Below are 19,345 nucleotides of genomic sequence, written 5' to 3' on the forward strand. Positions count from 1 at the left end.
CTCATACTAAGTTACCGGCGAGTTGTCGATTCTGTCCAGAGTGAGCCTCGACGCAGGCCGCGGCCCCCGCCCGGGAGGGCGCCTGCCCGGCCGCCGTCAGCCGCGGGGTGCGTCCGGCCGCTCCGGTGCCGGCGGTCCTTCCGGTGGAGCGGCGGACCACCGCAGGGCGAACCACAGCTCCATCCGGGTGTCCGGGTCGTCGAGATTGCGGCCGAGCAGGGTCGCGGCGCGGGCGATGCGCTGGCGGACGGTGTTGCGGTGCACCCCCAGGGCGGCGGCGCTGCGGTCCCAGCTGCCGTGGTGGGCCAGCCAGGCGCGCAGGGTGTCCCGCAGGGCGGGGGAGACCCCGTTCAGCAGGGCCTCTGCGTGGGCCCGTGCCTCGGCCTCGCCGACCAGGCCCGCGAAGCCCGGGTCGGTGTGCCGGGCCAGCGGGGTGCGGGCCGCCTCGGCGCGGTCCAGGGCGCGGCGGGCCTGCGCGTCGGCGGTGGCCAGGGCGTCGGGCGCGGCCGGGGCGCTGACCCCCAGCCGCCACCCGGGCTTCGGGGAGGGTTCCCGGTCGGTGAGGAGCCGTACGGCCGGTCCGGCAGGGTCCAGCAGTACGGTGCCCAGCGCGGCGGCGAGGGACTGCGGGTCGGCGCCGCCGCGGGCGTGGACGGCGTACCAGGGCCCCGGCCCGCCCAGCGCCCCGGCGGGGGAGCCGCCCAGCAGCAGCCGGGCCAGCGCGGCGGCCTCGGCCCCGGCCGGCCGCTCGGCGGTGAGCAGGGCCAGCAGGACCGCGGCCATCGAGGCGACGGTGTGGTCGCCGGGGGTGCGGGCAGCGGTGGCGGTGCCGAGGGCGGAGGTCCGGCCGAGGGCGTAGGCGGCCAGGTGCCATCCCTCGGCCTGGTCGGTGGCCGTCGCCGGACCCCCTTCCCGGCCGACGCGGGCCAGCAGGGCCTCCATCGCGGGCAGCACCGTGCCACCCCGCGGAGCCGCCTCGTCCGGCACCCCGTCCGGCACCCCGGCCACCGCCCTCGCCCCGCCCCCGGCCGAGGGGCCCGGTACGGGGCCCGCCGAGCGGCCCGTCGGCCAGAGGACCGCGTATCCGCCCAGGCTCGCCGCGAGCCGCGCCAGCACCGCAGGGACCGGATCCGGACGGCCGGCCGCAGCGGCCAGGGCCTGCTGGGCCTCGGTCACCCGGCGCAGCTCCCGGGTCCGGGCCTCGGCCATGAGGCGCCAGACGGCGCGGGCGACGGCCGTGAACCGCGTGTGCGGAGGGACCTCCAGCAGCGGCAGCCCGTGCCGGGCGCAGGCCTCGGCCAGGGCGGGCGGTACCTCTTCGTGGACGGGCGCCACGCCGAAGCCGAGGGCGGCCGTCCCCGCCGAGGCCAGCCGGGCCACGTACGCGTCGTACGCCCCGGAGCCGGCGGTCGACCCGGTCCCGGACCCCAGCTCCGCCCCCGCCGTCAGCAGCAGTTCCCCGCCCAGCAGATACGGCGACGGGTCCGCCATCTCGGAGGCGTGGACCCCGTGCACATCGGCCCCGGCGGGCCCGGCGAGGTGCCGCAGTCCCAGCTCCCGGTCGGCCAGCAGCACGCCCAGCGGCACCGCCTGGGTCGGCGGGGCGGGCGCGGCGGGGGGCACGCTCATGTGGATACTCCGTACACATCAAAACGGGTCGGTGGATAAAACGTACACTTCGCGCCGCCCCGGCCCCGGCTTACGCTCGAAGGACCGCACACGCAGGACCACCAGAAGGGCACCCCCCATGAGCACCGAGCAGACGCCGCGCGGACCGGTCGACTCCTCCCGCATCCCGCGCTACGCGGGCCCCGCGACCTTCGCCCGGCTGCCCCGCCTGGACGAGGTCGGCTCGGCGGACGTCGCCGTCGTCGGCGTGCCGTTCGACTCGGGTGTCTCCTACCGCCCCGGTGCCCGCTTCGGCGGCAACGCCATCCGCGAGGCCTCCCGCCTGCTGCGCCCGTACAACCCGGCGCAGGACGCCTCCCCGTTCGCGCTCGCCCAGGTGGCGGACGCCGGCGACATCGCCGTGAACCCCTTCAACATCAACGAGGCCGTCGAGACCGTCGAGGCGGCCGCCGACGAGCTCCTCGGCGCGGGCTCCCGCCTGATGACCCTGGGCGGCGACCACACCATCGCGCTCCCGCTGCTCCGCTCCGTCGCCAAGAAGCACGGCCCGGTCGCGCTGCTGCACTTCGACGCGCACCTGGACACCTGGGACACGTACTTCGGCGCCGAGTACACGCACGGCACGCCGTTCCGCCGCGCCGTGGAGGAGGGCATCCTCGACACCGAGGCGCTCTCCCACGTCGGTACGCGCGGCCCGCTCTACGGCAAGCAGGACCTCGACGACGACGCCAAGATGGGCTTCGGCATCGTGACCTCGGCCGACGTCTACCGGCGAGGCGCCGACGAGATCGCGGACCAGCTGCGCCAGCGCATCGGCGACCGCCCGCTGTACATCTCGATCGACATCGACGTCCTGGACCCGGCGCACGCCCCCGGCACCGGCACCCCGGAGGCAGGCGGCATGACCTCCCGCGAGCTGCTGGAGATCATCCGGGGCCTGTCCTCCTGCAACCTGGTCTCGGCGGACGTCGTCGAGGTCGCCCCGGCGTACGATCACGCCGAGATCACCTCGGTCGCGGCCTCGCACACCGCGTACGAGCTGACCACGATCATGAGCCGCCAGATCGCTGCCGCCAGGCAGGGTCGATAAGCACAGCGCGGCGGCGAAGGCGAACCCGAAGGGCGAGTAAGCGCACGTGACGCACGACCACGACCTGGTACTCCGTCCCACCGAGGCCCAGACGGCGGCGGCTCTCGCGCCGCCGCCGGGGCGGACGGGCGGGGACCTGGTCGTGGAGACGCTGCGTTCGCTGGGCGCCACCACCGTGTTCGGGCTGCCGGGGCAGCACGCGCTCGGCATCTTCGATGCGGTGGGGCGCTCGGACCTGCGGCTGATCGGGCTGCGGACGGAGAACAACGCCGCCTTCGCGGCGGACGCGTACGGCCGGATCACCGGCGAGGCGGTCCCTCTGCTGCTCTCCACGGGCCCCGGCGCGCTGATGGCCCTGCCGGCCCTGGCGGAGGCGGCCGCCGCATCGGCGCCGGTCCTCGCCATCGCCTCGCAGGTCCCGGTGGCTGGCCTGGGCGGCGGCCGGCGCGGGCACCTGCACGAGCTGCGGGACCAGGCGGCGTCGTTCCGCGACGTGGTGAAGTCGGTCCACACGGCCCGCACCCAGTCCCAGATCCCGTCGGTCGTCGCCGAAGCCTGGGAGTCCGCGCTGACGGCCCCGCACGGCCCGGTGTGGGTGGAGATCCCCGAGGACGTCCTGCGCGCGGACACCCACATCCCACAGGTGACGGGCGTGGACGCGACCCCTCACGAGCTCGCCCCGCGCCCCGAGCTCACCGCTCTCGCGGCGCACTGGCTGGGGAGGGCCTCCCGCCCGGTGATCATCGCCGGCGGCGGGGTGATCCGCTCGGACGCGGCGGGCAAGCTGCGGCAGCTGGCCGAGCGGCTGAACGCCCCGGTGGTCACCACGTTCGGCGGCAAGGGCGCCTTCCCGTGGACCCACCCGCTGTCCCTCCAGTCCTGGCTGGAGGACCGCCACATGACGGACTTCCTGGAGGACGCGGACGTACTCCTCGTCGTGGGCTCCGGCCTCGGCGAACTGTCCTCGAACTACCACACGTTCTTCCCTGAGGGCCGGGTCGTCCAGATCGAGGCGGACCTCGGCAAGCTGGAGTCCAACCACACGGCCCTCGGCATCCACGCGGACGCCCGCCTCGCCCTGCAGGCCCTGCTGGAGACCGTGGCCGAGCGCGAGGACCCGGACGCGCCGGCACGCGTCCGCCTGGTCCTCTCGGAGATCGCCACCCGCCTCGCCGGCCAGGACGTGGCACTGGAGCGGCAGCTCCTCACCTCGATCCGCGCGGCCCTCCCCGCCCGCTCCCCGTCCTTCTGGGACATGACGATCCTGTCCTACTGGGCCTGGTCGGCGTTCGACGCCAAGCACCCCAACACGATGCACTCGGCGCAGGGCGCGGGCGGCCTCGGCTACGCATTCCCCGCGGCCCTCGGCGCGTGCATCGCGGAGCCGGGCACCCCGGTCCTGGCGGTCTCGGGCGACGGCGGCGCGATGTACTCGATCGCCGACCTGGCGACGGCGAAGCAGCACGGCCTTGACGTCACCTGGCTGATCGTGGACGACGGCGGTTACGGCATCCTGCGCGAGTACATGGCGGATTCCTTCGACGGGCGTACGACGGGCACGGAACTTACCCGCCCGGACTTCGTCGCCCTGGCGCAGTCCTTCGGCGTCCCGGCGGCCACGACCACCCCGGAAACCCTCCGCGAGGACCTGGCCGCTTCTCTCGCCGCCCCGGGCCCCTCCGTCCTCCTCCTCCCGGCCACCCTGAAGATGTTCGCCCCGACCCACCTCTAGCGGTGCTTGCCGCCGGTTCGCCCCCTATGCACCATGTTCTCGGCCCGCTCGCTCGTCGATCGCCCGGAGGAACGGGCGCTCCCGGGCGGGCCCTTCAACCGGACAGAGGGGTGCGCATGTCAGGTGACGACGCCATCGAGCAGGAGTTCCCTCCGATCCGGCGGCGCGGGATCCAGTGGCCCGCCGCCGACGAGCGGGGCGCCGGGGCCGAGGGCCGGGAGGCCGCCGTCGACTCCCTCTCCGTCGGGGACGAGGCCGCGCCGGCGGACGTCGCGGCCGCGCTGGGCCTCGCCGAGGGCGCCCCGGCCTGCGTCCGCCGCCGCAGGTACCTGCTCGACGGGAGGCCCGTCCTGCTCGCCACCTCCTACCTCGACGCCGCCCTCGTCGCCGGTACGCCCGTCACCGAGCCGGACTCCGGCCCCGGCGGGATCCACGCCCGCCTCGACGAGCTCGGCCTCGGGCCGGCCCGCTTCCGTGAGGAGATCCGCGCGCGGATGCCGTCCCCGGAGGAGGCCGACCGGCTCGGCCTGGCGGCCGGGACCCCGGTGGTGCTGGTCCGCCGTACCGCCTTCACCGACGACGGGCGGGCGGTCGAGGTCGACGAGATGGTCCTCGACGCCTCCGCCCACGCACTGGAGTACGAGTTCGACGCCTCCTGACGAGCGGAGCCCCGTCCCCCGTACGGCCCCGCCCCCGCGCAGGCCCCCCACCGCGGTGCGATTGTTGCAGCGGGATGAAATCCGCCGGTCGGCGCGTTGGGGGAGGCGGCAGGACAGGACGAACGGGGAGGCACCACGTGGCGGCGGCAGCGACGGCGGCAGGAGAGAAACAGGGCTGGGCCAGGAGGCTCGCCGCCTACACCTGGCGGTACAGGCTCAACGTGCTGCTCGCCCTCGGGTCCTCACTGGCCGGCATGGCCGTCATGGCCCTCGTGCCGCTGGTCACCAGGGTCATCATCGACGACGTCATCGGCGACCACAGCAAGCCCATGGGCATGTGGGCCGGACTCCTCATAGGCGCCGCGGTCCTCGTGTACGTCCTGACGTACATACGCCGGTACTACGGCGGGCGGCTCGCGCTCGACGTCCAGCACGACCTGCGTACCGACATGTACGACACCATCGCCCGCCTCGACGGGCGCCGCCAGGACGAGCTGTCCACAGGACAGGTCGTCGGACGGGCCACCAGCGACCTCCAGCTCATCCAGGGCCTGCTCTTCATGCTCCCGATGACCATCGGGAACTTCCTCCTCTTCGGGATATCCCTCGGCATCATGCTGTGGCTGTCCCCGCTGCTGACCCTCGTCGCGCTCCTCATGGCCCCGGCCCTCTGGTTCATCGCCAAGCGCAGCCGCAAGAAGCTCTTTCCCGCCACCTGGTGGGCCCAGGGCCAGGCCGCCGCCATCGCCACCGTCGTCGACGGGGCCGTCACCGGCGTCCGCGTCGTCAAGGGCTTCGGCCAGGAGGACCAGGAGACCGGCAAGCTGCGCGAGGCCGGGCGGCGGCTGTTCGCCGGGCGGATGCGGACCATCCGGCTCAACTCCCGCTACACCCCCGCCCTCCAGGCCGTACCCGCCCTCGGGCAGGTCGCGATGCTGGCCCTCGGCGGCTGGATGGCCACCAAGGGGCAGGTCACCCTGGGCACCTTCGTGGCCTTCTCCACCTACCTCGCGCAGCTCGTCGGCCCCGTCCGCATGCTCGCCATGGTCCTCACCGTCGGCCAGCAGGCCCGCGCCGGCGTCGAGCGGGTCTTCGAGCTCATCGACACCGAGCCCGCCATCGAAGAGGGCACGCACGAGCTGCCCGCCGACGCCCCCGCCACCGTCGAGTTTGACGACGTCGTCTTCGGGTACGACCCCGCGCGGCCCGTCCTGGACGGGTTCTCGCTCTCCGTCGCCGAGGGCGAGACCGTCGCCGTCGTCGGGTCCTCCGGCTCCGGCAAGTCCACCGTCTCGCTCCTCCTGCCCCGCTTCTACGACGCCGACCGCGGCGCCGTCCGCGTCGGCGGGCACGACGTGCGCGAGCTGACGTACGACTCCCTGCGCGCCGCCATCGGGCTCGTGCCGGAGGACTCCTTCCTCTTCTCCGACACCATCCGCGCCAACATCGCCTACGGCCGCCCCGAGGCCACCGGTGCGCAGATCGAGGCCGCCGCCCGCGCCGCCCAGGCCGAGGGGTTCATCCAGGCCCTGCCCGCCGGGTACGACACCAAGGTCGGCGAGCAGGGGCTCACCCTCTCCGGCGGCCAGCGCCAGCGCATCGCGCTCGCCCGCGCCATCCTCACCGACCCCCGGCTGCTGCTCCTCGACGACGCCACCTCCGCCGTGGACGCCCGCGTCGAGCACGAGATCCACGAGGCGCTGCGCTCCGTCATGGCCGGCCGCACCACCCTCCTCATCGCGCACCGCCGCTCCACGCTCGCGCTGGCCGACCGGATCGCCGTACTCGACCGCGGCCGGCTCTCCGACATCGGCACGCACGAGGAGCTGGAACACAGGTCGCCCCTTTACCGGCGCCTGCTCACCGATCCGGACGCGCTCGGTGCCGCCTCGCCGCGTACCACCGACGCGCCCGCGATGGCCGAGTTCGAGCGGGACCTCGAACGGGACATCGAACTCGAAGCCGAGATCGACTCCGAGCCGGTCAACGCGAAGCGGCGGGTCGTCGACGGAGTGACCCCCGAGCTCTGGCGCCGCCAGGACGAAACGGAGCCCGCCGCGACCCCCGCCGCCGCAGCCGCCACGCCCGGAGCCGGGCACTCCATGGCAGGCGCCGTGGCCGGCATGCTCCCCCAGCTACCGCCGGGGGGACCCCCAGCCACCCCCGAACTGCTCGCGCAGGTGGCCGCGCTGCCGCCCGCCGACGACGAGCCCGCCGTGGACGAGACCCGCGCCGCGGACGCCGAGAAGAGCTACAATCTGCGCCGGCTTCTCCGCGGCTTCTGGGCGCCGCTCGCCGTCAGCCTCGGCCTCGTCGCCGTCGACGCGGGCTCCGGGCTGCTGCTCCCCGTCCTGATCCGGCACGGCATCGACAAGGGCGTCGAGCAGGCCGCACTCGGCGCCGTCTGGGTGGCCGCCGGCCTCGCTCTCGCCGTCGTCATCGCCCAGTGGGCCGCCCAGTTCGCCGAGACCCGGATGACCGGGCGCACCGGCGAGCGCGTCCTGTACGCCCTGCGCGTCAAGATCTTCGCCCAGCTCCAGCGCCTCGGCCTCGACTACTACGAGCGCGAGCTGACCGGCAAGATCATGACCCGGATGACCACCGACGTGGACGCCCTCTCCACCTTCCTGCAGACCGGGCTCGTCACCGCCGTCGTCTCCGTCTTCACCTTCTTCGGCATCCTGGTCGCCCTGCTCGTCCTCGACGTCGAGCTCGCGCTGATCGTCTTCGCCACGCTCCCCCTGCTGGTCCTCGGCACGATCGTCTTCCGCCGCAAGTCGGTCGCCGCGTACGAGCTCGCCCGCGACCGGGTCAGCCTGGTCAACGCCGACCTCCAGGAGTCCGTCTCCGGGCTGCGCATCGTCCAGGCCTTCCGCCGCGAGCACGCCGGGGCCGTCCGGTTCGCGGAGCGCAGCGACTCGTACCGCGAGGCCCGGGTGCGCGGCCAGTGGCTGATATCCGTCTACTTCCCCTTCGTGCAGCTGCTGTCCTCGGGGGCTGCGGCCGCCGTGCTGATCGTCGGCGCCGGCCGGGTCGAGGCCCACACCCTCACCACCGGCGCGCTGGTGGCGTACCTCCTCTACATCGACCTGTTCTTCGCCCCCGTCCAGCAGCTCTCCCAGGTCTTCGACGGCTACCAGCAGGCCACCGTCTCCCTCGGCCGGATCCAGGGGCTGCTGCGCGAACCCACCACCACCCCCCGCCCCGCCGAGCCGCGCGAGGTCCCGGAGCTGCGCGGCGAGATCGCTTTCGAGGACGTGCGGTTCGCCTACGGCACGGCCGAGGAGCGCGGCGAGAAGGGCGAGGCACTGGCCGGTATCAGCCTGCGAATACCCGCCGGCCAGACCGTCGCCTTCGTCGGCGAGACCGGCGCCGGCAAGTCCACGCTGGTCAAGCTGGTGGCCCGGTTCTACGACCCGACCTCCGGCCGGGTCACCGCCGACGGCGCCGATCTGCGGGAGCTCGACCTGACGGCGTACCGGCACCGGCTCGGGGTCGTCCCCCAGGAGCCGTACCTCTTCCCGGGGACGGTCCGCGACGCCATCGCCTACGGGCGGCCCGACGCGGGCGACGCCGAGGTGGAGGCGGCCGCCCGCGCGGTCGGCGCGCACGACATGATCGCGACCCTGGACGGCGGCTACCTGCACACCGTCGCCGAGCGCGGCCGCAACCTCTCGGCCGGGCAGCGCCAGCTGATCGCGCTGGCCCGCGCCGAACTCGTCGACCCGGACGTGCTGCTCCTCGACGAGGCCACCGCCGCGCTCGACCTGGCCACCGAGGCCCAGGTCAACCAGGCCACCGACCGGCTGGCCGGCAAGCGCACCACCCTCGTGGTGGCGCACCGGCTGACCACGGCCGCGCGCGCCGACCGGGTCGTGGTCATGGACCGCGGCCGGGTCGTGGAGGACGGCACCCACGCCGAACTCGTGGCCCGCGGCGGCCGGTACGCCGAGCTGTGGCGGACCTTCGTCGGCGAGGACGAGCCCGCCGCCGCGTAGCCCGCGCCGCCGAACTGCCCCGGCCCCCCCGGATCTTGCGTTGCGCAACCATCCGGGGGGCCTGCGCGTCGTACGTGCGTACGTGTCGCGTACGAACGATCGGGGGGACAGCGTGCAGCTCGGACGCAAGGGGTGCGGCCGGGGGGCCGCGTCGGCAAGGGTGTTCACGGCGGGGCTGCTGCTCTGCGCCGGCGGCCTGCTCGCGGCGCCGGCGGCCCAGGCGGCGACCGGCGGCTGCGGGGGCGCCCTGGTCAAGGCGCTGCCGCTGCCCACGGGCGAGGTGCGCATCTACAAGAGCCGTACGCAGGCCTGTGCGGTCACGGTGGCCCACGACCCGGGTCGGCGCCGGGCGATGGCGGTGAGCATCCAGCCGCGCGGCGGGGTCCCGGTCCGCGACGCCGGAGCATTCACCCGATATGCCGGTCCTGTTACGGTCGGTGCGATCAGCCGTTGCGTGTATGTAAAGGGGAGCATCGAGGCCGGATCCGTCGACTCAGGCTGGATTCTGTGCTGAACGAGCGGCCCAACTAGGTCTGGTCAGCGGCGCGTTGACCCCGCTAGGTTCACGGGCGACCGAAGTGAACTCAAGGGGAGGGTGAATGCGCAAGACGCTCGGCTGGCTGCTGTCGCTCGTGGTGCTGATCGGCACCATGGGCGCAGCCGGCTTCACGGCTCAGGCGGCCACCGCCGCAGGGCCGTCCGCCGCGACGGACATCAAGGACGAGATCCTCGCGATTCCGGGGATGAGTCTGATCGAGGAGAAGCCGTACCCCGGGTACCGCTTCTTCGTACTGAACTACGAGCAGCCGGTCGACCACCGGAACCCGTCGAAGGGCACCTTCAAGCAGCGACTCACCCTGCTGCACAAGGACGTCTCCCGGCCCACGGTCTTCTACACCTCCGGCTACAACGTCAACACCAACCCGCGCCGCAGCGAGCCGACGACCATCGTCGACGGCAACCAGGTGTCGCTGGAGTACCGATTCTTCACGCCCTCCCGGCCCGACCCGGCCAACTGGGCGAACCTGGACATCTGGCAGGCCGCCAGCGACCAGCACCGCATCTTCACCGCCCTGAAGAAGGTCTACAAGAAGAACTGGCTCGCCACGGGCGGCAGCAAGGGCGGTATGACGGCGACGTACTACGAGCGCTTCTACCCGCGTGACATGGACGGTGTCGTCGCGTACGTCGCACCCAACGACGTCGTCAACAAGGAGGACTCGGCGTACGACCGGTTCTTCACCAAGGTCGGCACCAAGGAGTGCCGCGACAAGCTGAACGCGGTGCAGCGCGAGGCGCTCGTACGCCGCGAGCCGCTGGAGGCCAAGTACGAGGCCGCCGCCGCCAAGAACGGCTGGACCTTCACCACCGTCGGCAGCCTCGACAAGGCCTACGAGGCCGTCGTGCTCGACTACGTCTGGGCCTTCTGGCAGTACAGCCTGCTGGCGGACTGCCCCTCCATCCCGGCCGCCGCGACCGCGAGCGACCAGGAGATCTGGGACTCGATCGACACGATCTCCGGCTTCTCGGCCTACGCAGACCAGGGCCTTGAGACCTACACGCCGTACTACTACCAGGCGGGTACGCAGCTCGGTTCGCCCGACATCCAGCAGCCGCACCTCAAGGGACTGAGCCGCTACGGCTACCAGCCGCCGCGCAGCTTCGTGCCCCGCGACATCCCGATGACCTTCCAGCCGGGGGTCATGGCGGACGTCGACAACTGGGTGAAGCACAACGCCGACCGGATGCTGTTCGTGTACGGGCAGAACGACCCGTGGGGTGCCGAACCGTTCCACCTCGGCTACGGGGTGCGCGACAGCTACGTGATGATCGCGCCGGGCGCCAACCACGGGGCGAACGTCGCCAAGCTCCAGGAGGGCGAGAAGGCGCTGGCCACGCAGAAGATCCTGCAGTGGGCCGGGGTCGCCCCGGCCGCCGCGCTCGCCGACGCGGGCCGGGCGACGCCGCTGGCGAAGCCCGACACGCAGCTCGACCAGAAGGACCAGGAGCGCGAGCCGCAGCTGCGGCCGTAGCTCCCGGGTACCGGGGGCAGGACCCCGGGGCCGCGGGCCGGCGTACGCGCGCTAGTCGTACGCCAGCCCGTGGCCCAGCGGGTAGCGGCCCGGCACCGGGACCGGGAGGCGGCCCGTGGGCCGTACCGCCCCGGTGACCACCCGGGCCGCCGCCCGCATCTCCACATCCGTCCAGGTGTACGTCGCCAGCTCCGCCGCGCACGCGGGCAGCCGGGCGGAGTCGTACGGGTTGCGGATCGCCACCACGACCACCGGCACTTTGGTGGCCAGCAGCTCCGTGACCAGCGTGCGCTGCGGACTGTCCCCCTCCGGGACGTTGTACGTGCACACCAGCACCACCGCGTTGCCGGGAGCCGCGGCAACCGCCCGGGCGGGCGGTACGGCACTCGCCCCGCAGCCCAGGGCGGTCAGCTCCCGGGCCAGTACCTCCGTAGGGGGTCCCGTCGTACCGCTGGGGGAGGCCGGGTCGGTCCCGGTGACCAGCACCCGGGGCCCGGTCGTCGCATCCAGCGGCAGCAGCTTCACGGGATTGGCCAGCAGGGTCGTCGTACCGGCCGCGATCTCGTCGGCGGCGGCCAGATGCGCAGGGATCCCCACCACCCCGTCCAGCTGCCCGGCGGCGGTGTGCGCCGCGTCGAACAGGCCCCGGCGGGACTTCAGTTCCAGGATCCGCAGGACCGACTCCTCGATCCGGTCCTGCGCCAGCTCGCCCGCCTCGACGGCCGCGATCACGCTGCGGTACGCGAGGCCCAGGTCCGGCGGGTTCAGCAGCTGGTCGCAGCCCGCCTTCAGGGCCAGCACCGGGACCCGGTCGTCCCCGTACTTCTGGCGGACCCCGGCCATGTCGAGGGCGTCGGTGACCACCACCCCCCTGAAGCCCAGGCGTTCGCGCAGGATGCCGGTCACGATCGGCCGGGAGAGGGTCGCCGGGTCCCCCGAGGGGTCGAGCGCGGGGAAGACGATGTGCGCCGTCATGACGGCGTCCACGCCCGCCTCCACCGCCGCCCGGAACGGCGGCTCGTCCAGCTCCTCCCACTGGGCCCGGCTGTGCCGCATCACCGGCAGCCCGACGTGGCTGTCGGTCTCCGTGTCCCCGTGGCCGGGGAAGTGCTTGGCGGTGGCGGCCACCCCGGCGCTCTGGTAGCCGCGGACCTGGGCGGCGACCAGAGCCGCGACCGCCTGCGGGTCGGAGCCGAAGGACCGTACGCCGATCACCGGATTGGCCGGGTTGACGTTCACGTCGGCCACCGGCGCGTAGTCTTGCCGGATGCCCATCGCGGCCAGCTCGGCACCCGCGATGCGTGCGGCGCGCCGGGCGTCGGCGGTGGCCGCGGAGTCGGGATCCGCGCCCGCGCCCGCGCCCGGGCCCGGGCTCGCGCCGGCGACCGTACCGCCCGCGCCGTGCCGCGCCCCCAGGGCCATCGCCCCGGGCAGCAGCGTCGCGGGCTTGCCGATGCGCGCCACCGCGCCGTGCTCCTGGTCGGTGGAGAGCAGCAGCGGGACGCCGGAACGGGCCGCGGCGGCCGCCCGCTGGAGGGCGGCCGACAGCTCGGCGATCTGCTGCGGGCCGCGGGTGTTGTGGGCCCAGGAGAAGTAGACGATCCCGCCGAGGTGGTAGCGGGAGACCAGCTCCGCGGCCGTGCGCACCCCGAACAGCTTCAGGTTCTGCTCGGCGTCCGCCGGGTCCGGGTCGGTCGCCGAATGGCCGTACGCGCGGGACACGAAGAGCTGCCCGACCTTCTCGGCCAGGCTCATCCCGGCCACCAGGCGGCGCAGCGCCGCCCGGTCGGGCGCCGGGCCGGGCGGGTGGCTGCCGGGGCGCGCGTCGTCGGGGCGCGGCTCGCCGCCGGCGCCGCCCGGGGCGCCGTCCACGGCGTACGAGGCCACTCCGGCGGCCGTGACGGCGGCCATGGCGGCCGCGGTGAGCAGAGACCTGCGGGAGGCGTGGTACGACACGCGCCGGACCCTACTGCCGGGCCGCGCCCCCGCCTTCGCGGACACTCGGGAGGTCCCCCGGAAGGGGTGCCGCGTACGCCCAGTGCTCCTGGAGGGCCCGTACGGTCTCGGTGATCGCCGGCCGGCGGGCCGCCCCCGTCCGCCACAGGGCGTACAGCCTGCGTACGGGGACCGGTTCCAGCGGCACGGCCACCGCGCCCGGCGGCAGCGCCCCGGTGCCCAGCCGGGGTACGACGGCCACCCCGAGCCCGGCCGCGACCAGCGCGACGATGGTGTGGTTCTCCTCGGCCACGTGGACGATGTCGGGCTCGAACCCGGCGGTGCGCAGCGTCCGCATCAGCCAGTCGTGGCAGACCCGGCCGGGCGGCTGGCAGACCCAGCGCTGGCCGCCGAGGTCCGACCTCTGGATGACCGCCCGCTCCGTGAACGGGTGGCCCCGCGGCACCACCAGGTCACAGGCGTCGTCGCCGATGACCGCCTGCTCGATGCCGTCCGGGGCCGGCAGCGGGGCGATGTCCCAGTCGTGGGCCACGGCCAGATCGGTGACGCCCCGGGCCACCAGGTCCACCGAGAGGTGGGGGTCGACCTCCGTGAGGCGTACGTCCAGCGCGGGATGCCGGCGCGCGAGGCCGGCCAGCACTCCCGGCAGCAGGCCGCGCGCCGCCGAGGCGAATGCGGCCACCGTCAGCAGCCCGCTCGGCTGCCCGCGCCGCTCCTCCAGGGTGGTCTCGGCGCGCTCGACGATCGCCAGCAACTCCCGGGCGGTCTCGGCGAGATGCCGGGCCTCCTCGGTGAGTGCGACCCCTCGCCCGCGGCGCTCCAGCAGTGTGGTCCGGGTCTCCCGCTCCAGCTTGGCGATCTGCTGGGACACGGCGGAGGGGGTGTACCCGAGGGCCGCTGCCGCGCCTGCGACCGAGCCGTGGACGGAGACGGCGTGCAGGGCGCGCAGCCGGGAGAGGTCGAGCATGCGGCCCATCGTAGGCACTGCCGGACCGCAGGGCACTCGTAAGGAATGCTTCATCCATGCCGGAAGATATCCGCGCTGGTGCTACATGGTCCCTGCGTCGATGCTCGATCCATGCGTCCCGTTCACACTGCACTCGCCGTACTCGTCGCCGCCGTCTGGGGCTTCAACTTCGTCGTCATCGAGATCGGTCTCGGCCACTTCCCGCCGCTGCTCCTGTCCGCCCTCCGCTTCCTCGTCGCCGCGCTGCCCGCCGTGTTCTTCGTCGGCCGGCCCAGGACCGCCTGGAAGTGGATCGTCGCCGTCGGAGTGGCCCTCGGCGTCGCCAAGTTCGGCCTCCTCTTCACCGGCATGGCCGCCGGGATGCCGGCCGGACTGTCCTCCCTCGTGCTCCAGGTGCAGTCCGTGTTCACCGCCGTCCTGGCCTCCGTCGTGCTGCGCGAGCGGCCCGGTCGGGTCCGGATGGCCGGCATGGCGGTGGCCCTCGCCGGGATCGCCGTCGCCGCCGTGGACGGGGGCACCTCCGGGCCGGTGCTCGGCTTCACCCTGGTCGTCGCGGCTGCCGCCTGCTGGGGCGTGTCCAACGTGCTGACCCGCAAGGCGTCCCCGCCCGACGCGCTGAACTTCATGGTCTGGGTGTGCACCGTCCCGGTGCTGCCGCTGTTCGCGCTCTCGCTGCTGCTGGAGGGGCCCGAGCGGGACCTGGCCGCGCTGCGCGGGCTGGACTGGTCCGGGGCCGCGGTCATCGGGTACGTCGCCTGGGTGTCCACCGTGTTCGGGTTCGGCGCCTGGAACCACCTGCTGAAGCGCTACCCGGCCTCGTCGGTCGCGCCGTTCTCCCTGCTGGTGCCGGTGTTCGGGATGTCCTCGGCGGCGCTGGTCCTGGGCGAGGACGTCTCGGGACTGCGCTGGGTGGCGGCGCTGCTGCTGGTCGGCGGGGTGGGCATGACCTCGCTGGCCCCCGCCCGTGCGGGCACCCGTACGGCGGTGCAGGGCGTGGACCGCGCCGACACGCCGGTCAGTGCGGGGAGTCCTCCTGCAGCGGCAGCCGCCAGTCCTGCCCCGTGAGCGCGACGCCGTACGAGCGGTGCGGGCGCTCGGCGACCAGGGTGAACCCCTGCCGGGAACGCCGCTTCTGCGGTGATTCACCGGCACTTCGGATCGGCGCCGGAGGGCGGGCAGGCAATGGAAATGCAAAGTTCCGATTCCGTGTGCAACCGCGGGGCGGAGCAGCGGGTCGTATGTTGCGTCGGTGCTTCCGGGGAGGGATCTGGGGGGATCGGGAAGTCCGGCACGGGAGGGGTAACCGTGAGGGGGTCCGGCCGAGAGGCCGGACCCCCTTCTGGGTTCCCCGGGTTGTCCACAGGCCTGACGGGCTGTCGGCGCCGGACGGTAGCTTCGTGCCATGGCAAGCAACGGAGCGGTGCAACCGGTGGTGGTCGAGGGGGTGCTCGAACGCATCACCTATGCCAACGAGGAGAGCGGGTACACGGTCGCCCGGGTGGACACCGGCCGTGGAAGCGGGGACCTGCTCACGGTCGTCGGCTCCCTGCTCGGGGCCCAGCCCGGCGAATCGCTGCGCATGGAGGGCCGCTGGGGATCCCACCCCCAGTACGGCAAGCAGTTCACGGTGGAGAACTACCGCACCGTCCTCCCCGCGACCATCCAGGGCATACGGCGCTATCTCGGCTCCGGCCTGATCAAGGGCATCGGCCCGAAGATCGCCGACCGGATCGTGGAGCACTTCGGCACCGACACCCTCGACGTCATCGAGGAGGAGCCGAAGCGGCTGATCGAGGTGCCCGGACTCGGCCCCAAGCGGACCAAGCTGATCGGTGCCGCCTGGGAGGAACAGAAGGCGATCAAGGAGGTCATGGTCTTCCTCCAGGGCGTCGGCGTCTCCACCTCCATCGCGGTCCGGATCTACAAGAAGTACGCCGACGCCTCCATCTCGGTGGTCAAGAACCAGCCGTACCGGCTCGCCGCCGACGTGTGGGGCATCGGGTTCCTCACCGCCGACCGGATCGCGCAGGCCGTCGGCATTCCGCACGACAGCCCCGAGCGGGTCAAGGCCGGCCTCCAGTACGCCCTGTCCCAGTCCACCGACCAGGGGCACTGCTTCCTGCCCGAGGAGCGGCTGATCGCCGACGGGGTCAAGCTGCTCCAGGTGGACACCGGGCTGGTCATCGAATGCCTGGCCGAGCTCGCCGCCGATCCGGAGGGCGTCGTACGGGAGCCCGTGCCCGATCCGGAGGGCGGGCCGCCGCTGACCGCCGTGTACCTGGTGCCCTTCCACCGGGCCGAACTGTCGCTGGTGGGGCAGGTACGGCGGCTCCTGAACGCCGAGGACGACCGGATGCCGGGCTTCCAGGACGTGGACTGGGACAAGGCCCTCGGCTGGCTTGCCGGGCGCACCGGGGCCGAGCTGGCCCCCGAGCAGCGGGACGCGGTCAGGCTGGCGCTGACCCGGCGGGTGGCCGTCCTCACCGGCGGGCCGGGCTGCGGGAAGTCCTTCACCGTCCGCTCGATCGTGGAGCTGGCCCGGGCCAAGAAGGCCAAGGTCGTGCTCGCCGCCCCCACCGGCCGGGCCGCGAAGCGGCTCGCGGAGCTCACCGGGGCCGAGGCCTCCACCGTGCACCGGCTGCTGGAGCTCAAGCCGGGCGGGGACGCGGCGTACGACCGGGAGCGCCCGCTGGACGCGGACCTGGTGGTCGTCGACGAAGCCTCCATGCTGGACCTGCTGCTGGCGAACAAGCTGGTCAAGGCGGTGGCACCGGGTGCACACCTGCTGCTGGTCGGGGACGTGGACCAGCTGCCCTCGGTCGGCGCCGGGGAGGTGCTGCGGGACCTGCTGGCCGAGGGCGGCCCGGTGCCCGCGGTCCGGCTGACCCGGATCTTCCGGCAGGCCCAGCAGTCGGGCGTGGTCACCAACGCCCACCGGATCAACACCGGTCTGCCGCCGCTCACCGACGGGCTGCCGGACTTCTTCCTGTTCCCGGAGGAGGACACCGAGGAGGCCGGGCGGCTCGCGGTGGATGTGGCCGCACGCAGGATTCCGGCGAGGTTCGGGCTGGACCCGCGCCGCGACATCCAGGTGCTCGCACCCATGCACCGCGGTCCGGCCGGCGCCGGGAACCTCAACGGCCTGCTCCAGCAGGCCATCACGCCGGCCCGGCCGAACCTGCCTGAGAAGCGGTTCGGCGGCCGGGTCTTCCGGGTCGGCGACAAGGTCACCCAGATCCGGAACAACTACGAGAAGGGCGCCAATGGCGTCTTCAACGGCACGGTCGGCGTGGTCACCGCCCTCGACGTGGACGAACAGCGACTGACGGTGCGGACCGAGGAGGACGAGGAGGTCGGGTACGAGTTCACCGAGCTGGACGAGCTGGCGCACGCCTACGCCGTCACCATCCACCGTTCGCAGGGAAGCGAATATCCGGCCGTGGTGATCCCCGTCACCACCGGCGCTTGGATGATGCTCCAGCGCAATTTGCTCTACACGGCGGTGACCCGGGCGAAGAAACTCGTCGTGCTGGTCGGGTCCCGCAAGGCCCTCGGCCAGGCTGTGCGTACCGTTTCCGCAGGCAGGAGGTACACGGCGGTCGCGCCCAGGCTGTCGGGACGCATACCGGTGGGAAACATCACCTAGATGATCGATCATTTGGGGTTCCCGCACCGGCGCAGAGGGGGCAGGATGAGCAGGTTGGCGGCACTCAGTGCCGTCAGAAAGACCAAAGGCCGACCCCGAGTGCACTCTTCTGCGCCAAATGGGGGATGGTAGAGGCAGTCAGGGCACCTCGAAGAAGAGGCACTACGTCGGTGAGGGATGACGTGAGCGACAACTCTGTAGTACTCCGGTACGCGGACGGTGAATACACCTACCCGGTGGTCGACAGCACCGTCGGTGACCAGGGCTTCGACATCTCGAAGCTGAGGGCCCAGACCGGGCTCGTCACCTTGGACAGCGGCTACGGCAACACCGCCGCCTACAAGTCCGCGATCACCTACCTCGACGGTGAGCAGGGCATCCTGCGCTACCGCGGTTACCCGATCGAGCAGCTGGCCGAGCGTTCGACCTTCATCGAGGTCGCATACCTGCTGATCAACGGTGAGCTGCCGACCGTCGACCAGCTCGCGTCGTTCCGCAACGAGATCACCCAGCACACGCTGCTGCACGAGGACGTCAAGCGCTTCTACGACGGCTTCCCGCGCGACGCGCACCCGATGGCGATGCTGTCCTCCGTGGTCAGCGCGCTGTCGACGTTCTACCAGGACAGCCACAACCCCTTCGACGAGAAGCAGCGCCACCTCTCGACGATCCGACTCCTGGCCAAGCTCCCGACGATCGCGGCGTACGCGTACAAGAAGTCGGTCGGCCACCCGGTCGTCTACCCGCGCAACGACCTCGGCTACGTCGAGAACTTCCTGCGCATGACCTTCTCCGTGCCGGCCCAGGAGTACGACCTGGACCCGGTCGTGGTCTCGGCGCTCGACAAGCTGCTGATCCTGCACGCGGACCACGAGCAGAACTGCTCGACCTCCACCGTGCGCCTGGTCGGCTCCTCGCAGGCGAACATGTTCGCCTCGATCTCCGCCGGCATCTCGGCCCTGTGGGGTCCGCTGCACGGTGGCGCCAACCAGTCCGTCCTGGAGATGCTCGAAGGCATCAAGAACGACGGCGGCGACGTCGACGCCTTCATCCGCAAGGTGAAGAACAAGGAAGACGGTGTCCGCCTCATGGGCTTCGGGCACCGCGTCTACAAGAGCTTCGACCCCCGGGCGAAGATCATCAAGGCGGCGGCGCACGACGTCCTCTCGGCGCTCGGCAAGAGCGACGAGCTGCTCGACATCGCGCTCAAGCTGGAAGAGCACGCGCTGGCCGACGAGTACTTCGTCGAGCGCAACCTCTACCCGAACGTGGACTTCTACACCGGTCTGATCTACCGGGCCATGGGCTTCCCGACCGAGATGTTCACCGTGCTCTTCGCGCTCGGCCGCCTTCCCGGCTGGATCGCCCAGTGGCACGAGATGATCAAGGAGCCGGGTTCCCGCATCGGCCGCCCGCGCCAGATCTACACCGGCGAGGTCCTGCGCGACTTCGTCCCGGTCGAGGCCCGCTGACCCGAGCCCGCTGACCGGAGCCCCGCTGACCCGGGGCTGCTGACCGGAGCCCCGCCGACCCGGGGCCGGGCCGCGGCCTCCGGCCGGGCGAAGAGGCCCCCAGGCAAGCGAAAAGCGCCCCGCCGTCGATCCCCCCACGGGTCGACGGTCGGGGCGCTTTCCT

The 19,345-nt window shown here is 72.9% G+C and carries 12 protein-coding genes and 1 pseudogene; 9 read left to right on the plus strand and 4 right to left on the minus strand.

Annotated features, from left to right (window positions below; all coding sequences use genetic code 11):
- Positions 1-96: 96 nt before the first annotated feature.
- Entirely contained in the window at positions 97-1,629 is a 1,533-nt protein-coding gene (locus tag ABTY04_RS11285; RefSeq protein ID WP_352213107.1) for a PucR family transcriptional regulator, read from the minus strand.
- A 118-nt stretch (positions 1,630-1,747) separates the two neighbouring features.
- On the opposite strand from ABTY04_RS11285, the gene speB reads away from it, so the two are divergent.
- From speB to ABTY04_RS11315, 6 genes are all read left to right on the plus strand, one after another.
- Positions 1,748-2,719 (plus strand): agmatinase, encoded by a 972-nt coding sequence (speB, locus tag ABTY04_RS11290; RefSeq protein WP_352213108.1) that lies wholly within the window; start codon positions 1,748-1,750, stop codon positions 2,717-2,719.
- 46 nt (positions 2,720-2,765) lie between these two features.
- Positions 2,766-4,451: a thiamine pyrophosphate-binding protein gene (locus ABTY04_RS11295; RefSeq protein ID WP_352213109.1), complete on the plus strand. Its 1,686-nt coding sequence runs from the start codon at positions 2,766-2,768 to the stop codon at positions 4,449-4,451.
- Between the two features lie 116 nt (positions 4,452-4,567).
- Complete coding sequence (locus tag ABTY04_RS11300) at positions 4,568-5,110, plus strand: GntR family transcriptional regulator (protein WP_352213110.1); 543 nt, start codon at positions 4,568-4,570, stop codon at positions 5,108-5,110.
- Positions 5,111-5,247: 137 nt separating this feature from the next.
- On the plus strand, positions 5,248-9,108 hold the full coding sequence (locus tag ABTY04_RS11305; protein ID WP_352213111.1) for an ABC transporter ATP-binding protein: 3,861 nt from the start codon (positions 5,248-5,250) through the stop codon (positions 9,106-9,108).
- A gap of 112 nt (positions 9,109-9,220) precedes the next feature.
- Complete coding sequence (locus ABTY04_RS11310; protein WP_352213112.1) at positions 9,221-9,622, plus strand: hypothetical protein; 402 nt, start codon at positions 9,221-9,223, stop codon at positions 9,620-9,622.
- An 85-nt stretch (positions 9,623-9,707) separates the two neighbouring features.
- Positions 9,708-11,141, plus strand: a complete 1,434-nt coding sequence (locus ABTY04_RS11315; protein WP_352213113.1) for a S28 family serine protease — start codon at positions 9,708-9,710, stop codon at positions 11,139-11,141.
- A gap of 51 nt (positions 11,142-11,192) precedes the next feature.
- Here ABTY04_RS11315 and ABTY04_RS11320 read toward each other — a convergent pair whose 3' ends face one another.
- Positions 11,193-13,097 (minus strand): glycoside hydrolase family 3 protein, encoded by a 1,905-nt coding sequence (locus ABTY04_RS11320; protein ID WP_352213114.1) that lies wholly within the window; start codon positions 13,095-13,097, stop codon positions 11,193-11,195.
- Between the two features lie 10 nt (positions 13,098-13,107).
- The gene (locus ABTY04_RS11325; protein ID WP_352213115.1) at positions 13,108-14,064 is read right to left on the minus strand and encodes a LysR family transcriptional regulator; all 957 of its coding nucleotides are present in this window, start codon (positions 14,062-14,064) and stop codon (positions 13,108-13,110) included.
- 111 nt (positions 14,065-14,175) lie between these two features.
- Between ABTY04_RS11325 and ABTY04_RS11330 the strand changes: the two genes are divergently transcribed.
- Complete coding sequence (locus ABTY04_RS11330; protein WP_352213116.1) at positions 14,176-15,129, plus strand: EamA family transporter; 954 nt, start codon at positions 14,176-14,178, stop codon at positions 15,127-15,129.
- On the opposite strand, the pseudogene ABTY04_RS11335 reads toward ABTY04_RS11330, so the two are convergent.
- A pseudogene (locus tag ABTY04_RS11335) lies at positions 15,080-15,184 on the minus strand (MarR family transcriptional regulator); the annotation flags it as partial. The gene ABTY04_RS11330 and the pseudogene ABTY04_RS11335 sit on opposite strands and share 50 nt — an antisense overlap.
- Positions 15,185-15,466: 282 nt before the next feature.
- On the opposite strand from ABTY04_RS11335, the gene recD2 reads away from it, so the two are divergent.
- Together recD2 and ABTY04_RS11345 are read left to right on the plus strand one after the other, a co-directional pair.
- A complete protein-coding gene (gene recD2, locus ABTY04_RS11340; RefSeq protein ID WP_352213117.1) occupies positions 15,467-17,710 on the plus strand; it encodes an SF1B family DNA helicase RecD2 in 2,244 nt (747 codons plus the stop codon).
- 182 nt (positions 17,711-17,892) lie between these two features.
- Entirely contained in the window at positions 17,893-19,182 is a 1,290-nt protein-coding gene (locus tag ABTY04_RS11345) for a citrate synthase (RefSeq protein WP_352213118.1), read from the plus strand.
- Positions 19,183-19,345 lie beyond the last annotated feature (163 nt).

The organism is Streptomyces sp. NPDC097981, from assembly GCF_040302565.1.
In the GTDB taxonomy this organism is placed as follows: Bacteria; Actinomycetota; Actinomycetes; order Streptomycetales; family Streptomycetaceae; genus Streptomyces.

Excerpts from the sequence above, each read along its gene's own strand:
- ABTY04_RS11330 (WP_352213116.1), top strand. The coding sequence starts at position 14,176 with ATGCGTCCCGTTCACACTGCACTCGCCGTACTCGTCGCCGCCGTCTGG.
- recD2 (WP_352213117.1), top strand. The coding sequence starts at position 15,467 with ATGGCAAGCAACGGAGCGGTGCAACCGGTGGTGGTCGAGGGGGTGCTC.
- ABTY04_RS11315 (WP_352213113.1), top strand. The coding sequence starts at position 9,708 with ATGCGCAAGACGCTCGGCTGGCTGCTGTCGCTCGTGGTGCTGATCGGC.
- speB (WP_352213108.1), top strand. The coding sequence starts at position 1,748 with ATGAGCACCGAGCAGACGCCGCGCGGACCGGTCGACTCCTCCCGCATC.
- ABTY04_RS11300 (WP_352213110.1), top strand. The coding sequence starts at position 4,568 with ATGTCAGGTGACGACGCCATCGAGCAGGAGTTCCCTCCGATCCGGCGG.
- ABTY04_RS11285 (WP_352213107.1), bottom strand. The coding sequence starts at position 1,629 with ATGAGCGTGCCCCCCGCCGCGCCCGCCCCGCCGACCCAGGCGGTGCCG.
- ABTY04_RS11325 (WP_352213115.1), bottom strand. The coding sequence starts at position 14,064 with ATGCTCGACCTCTCCCGGCTGCGCGCCCTGCACGCCGTCTCCGTCCAC.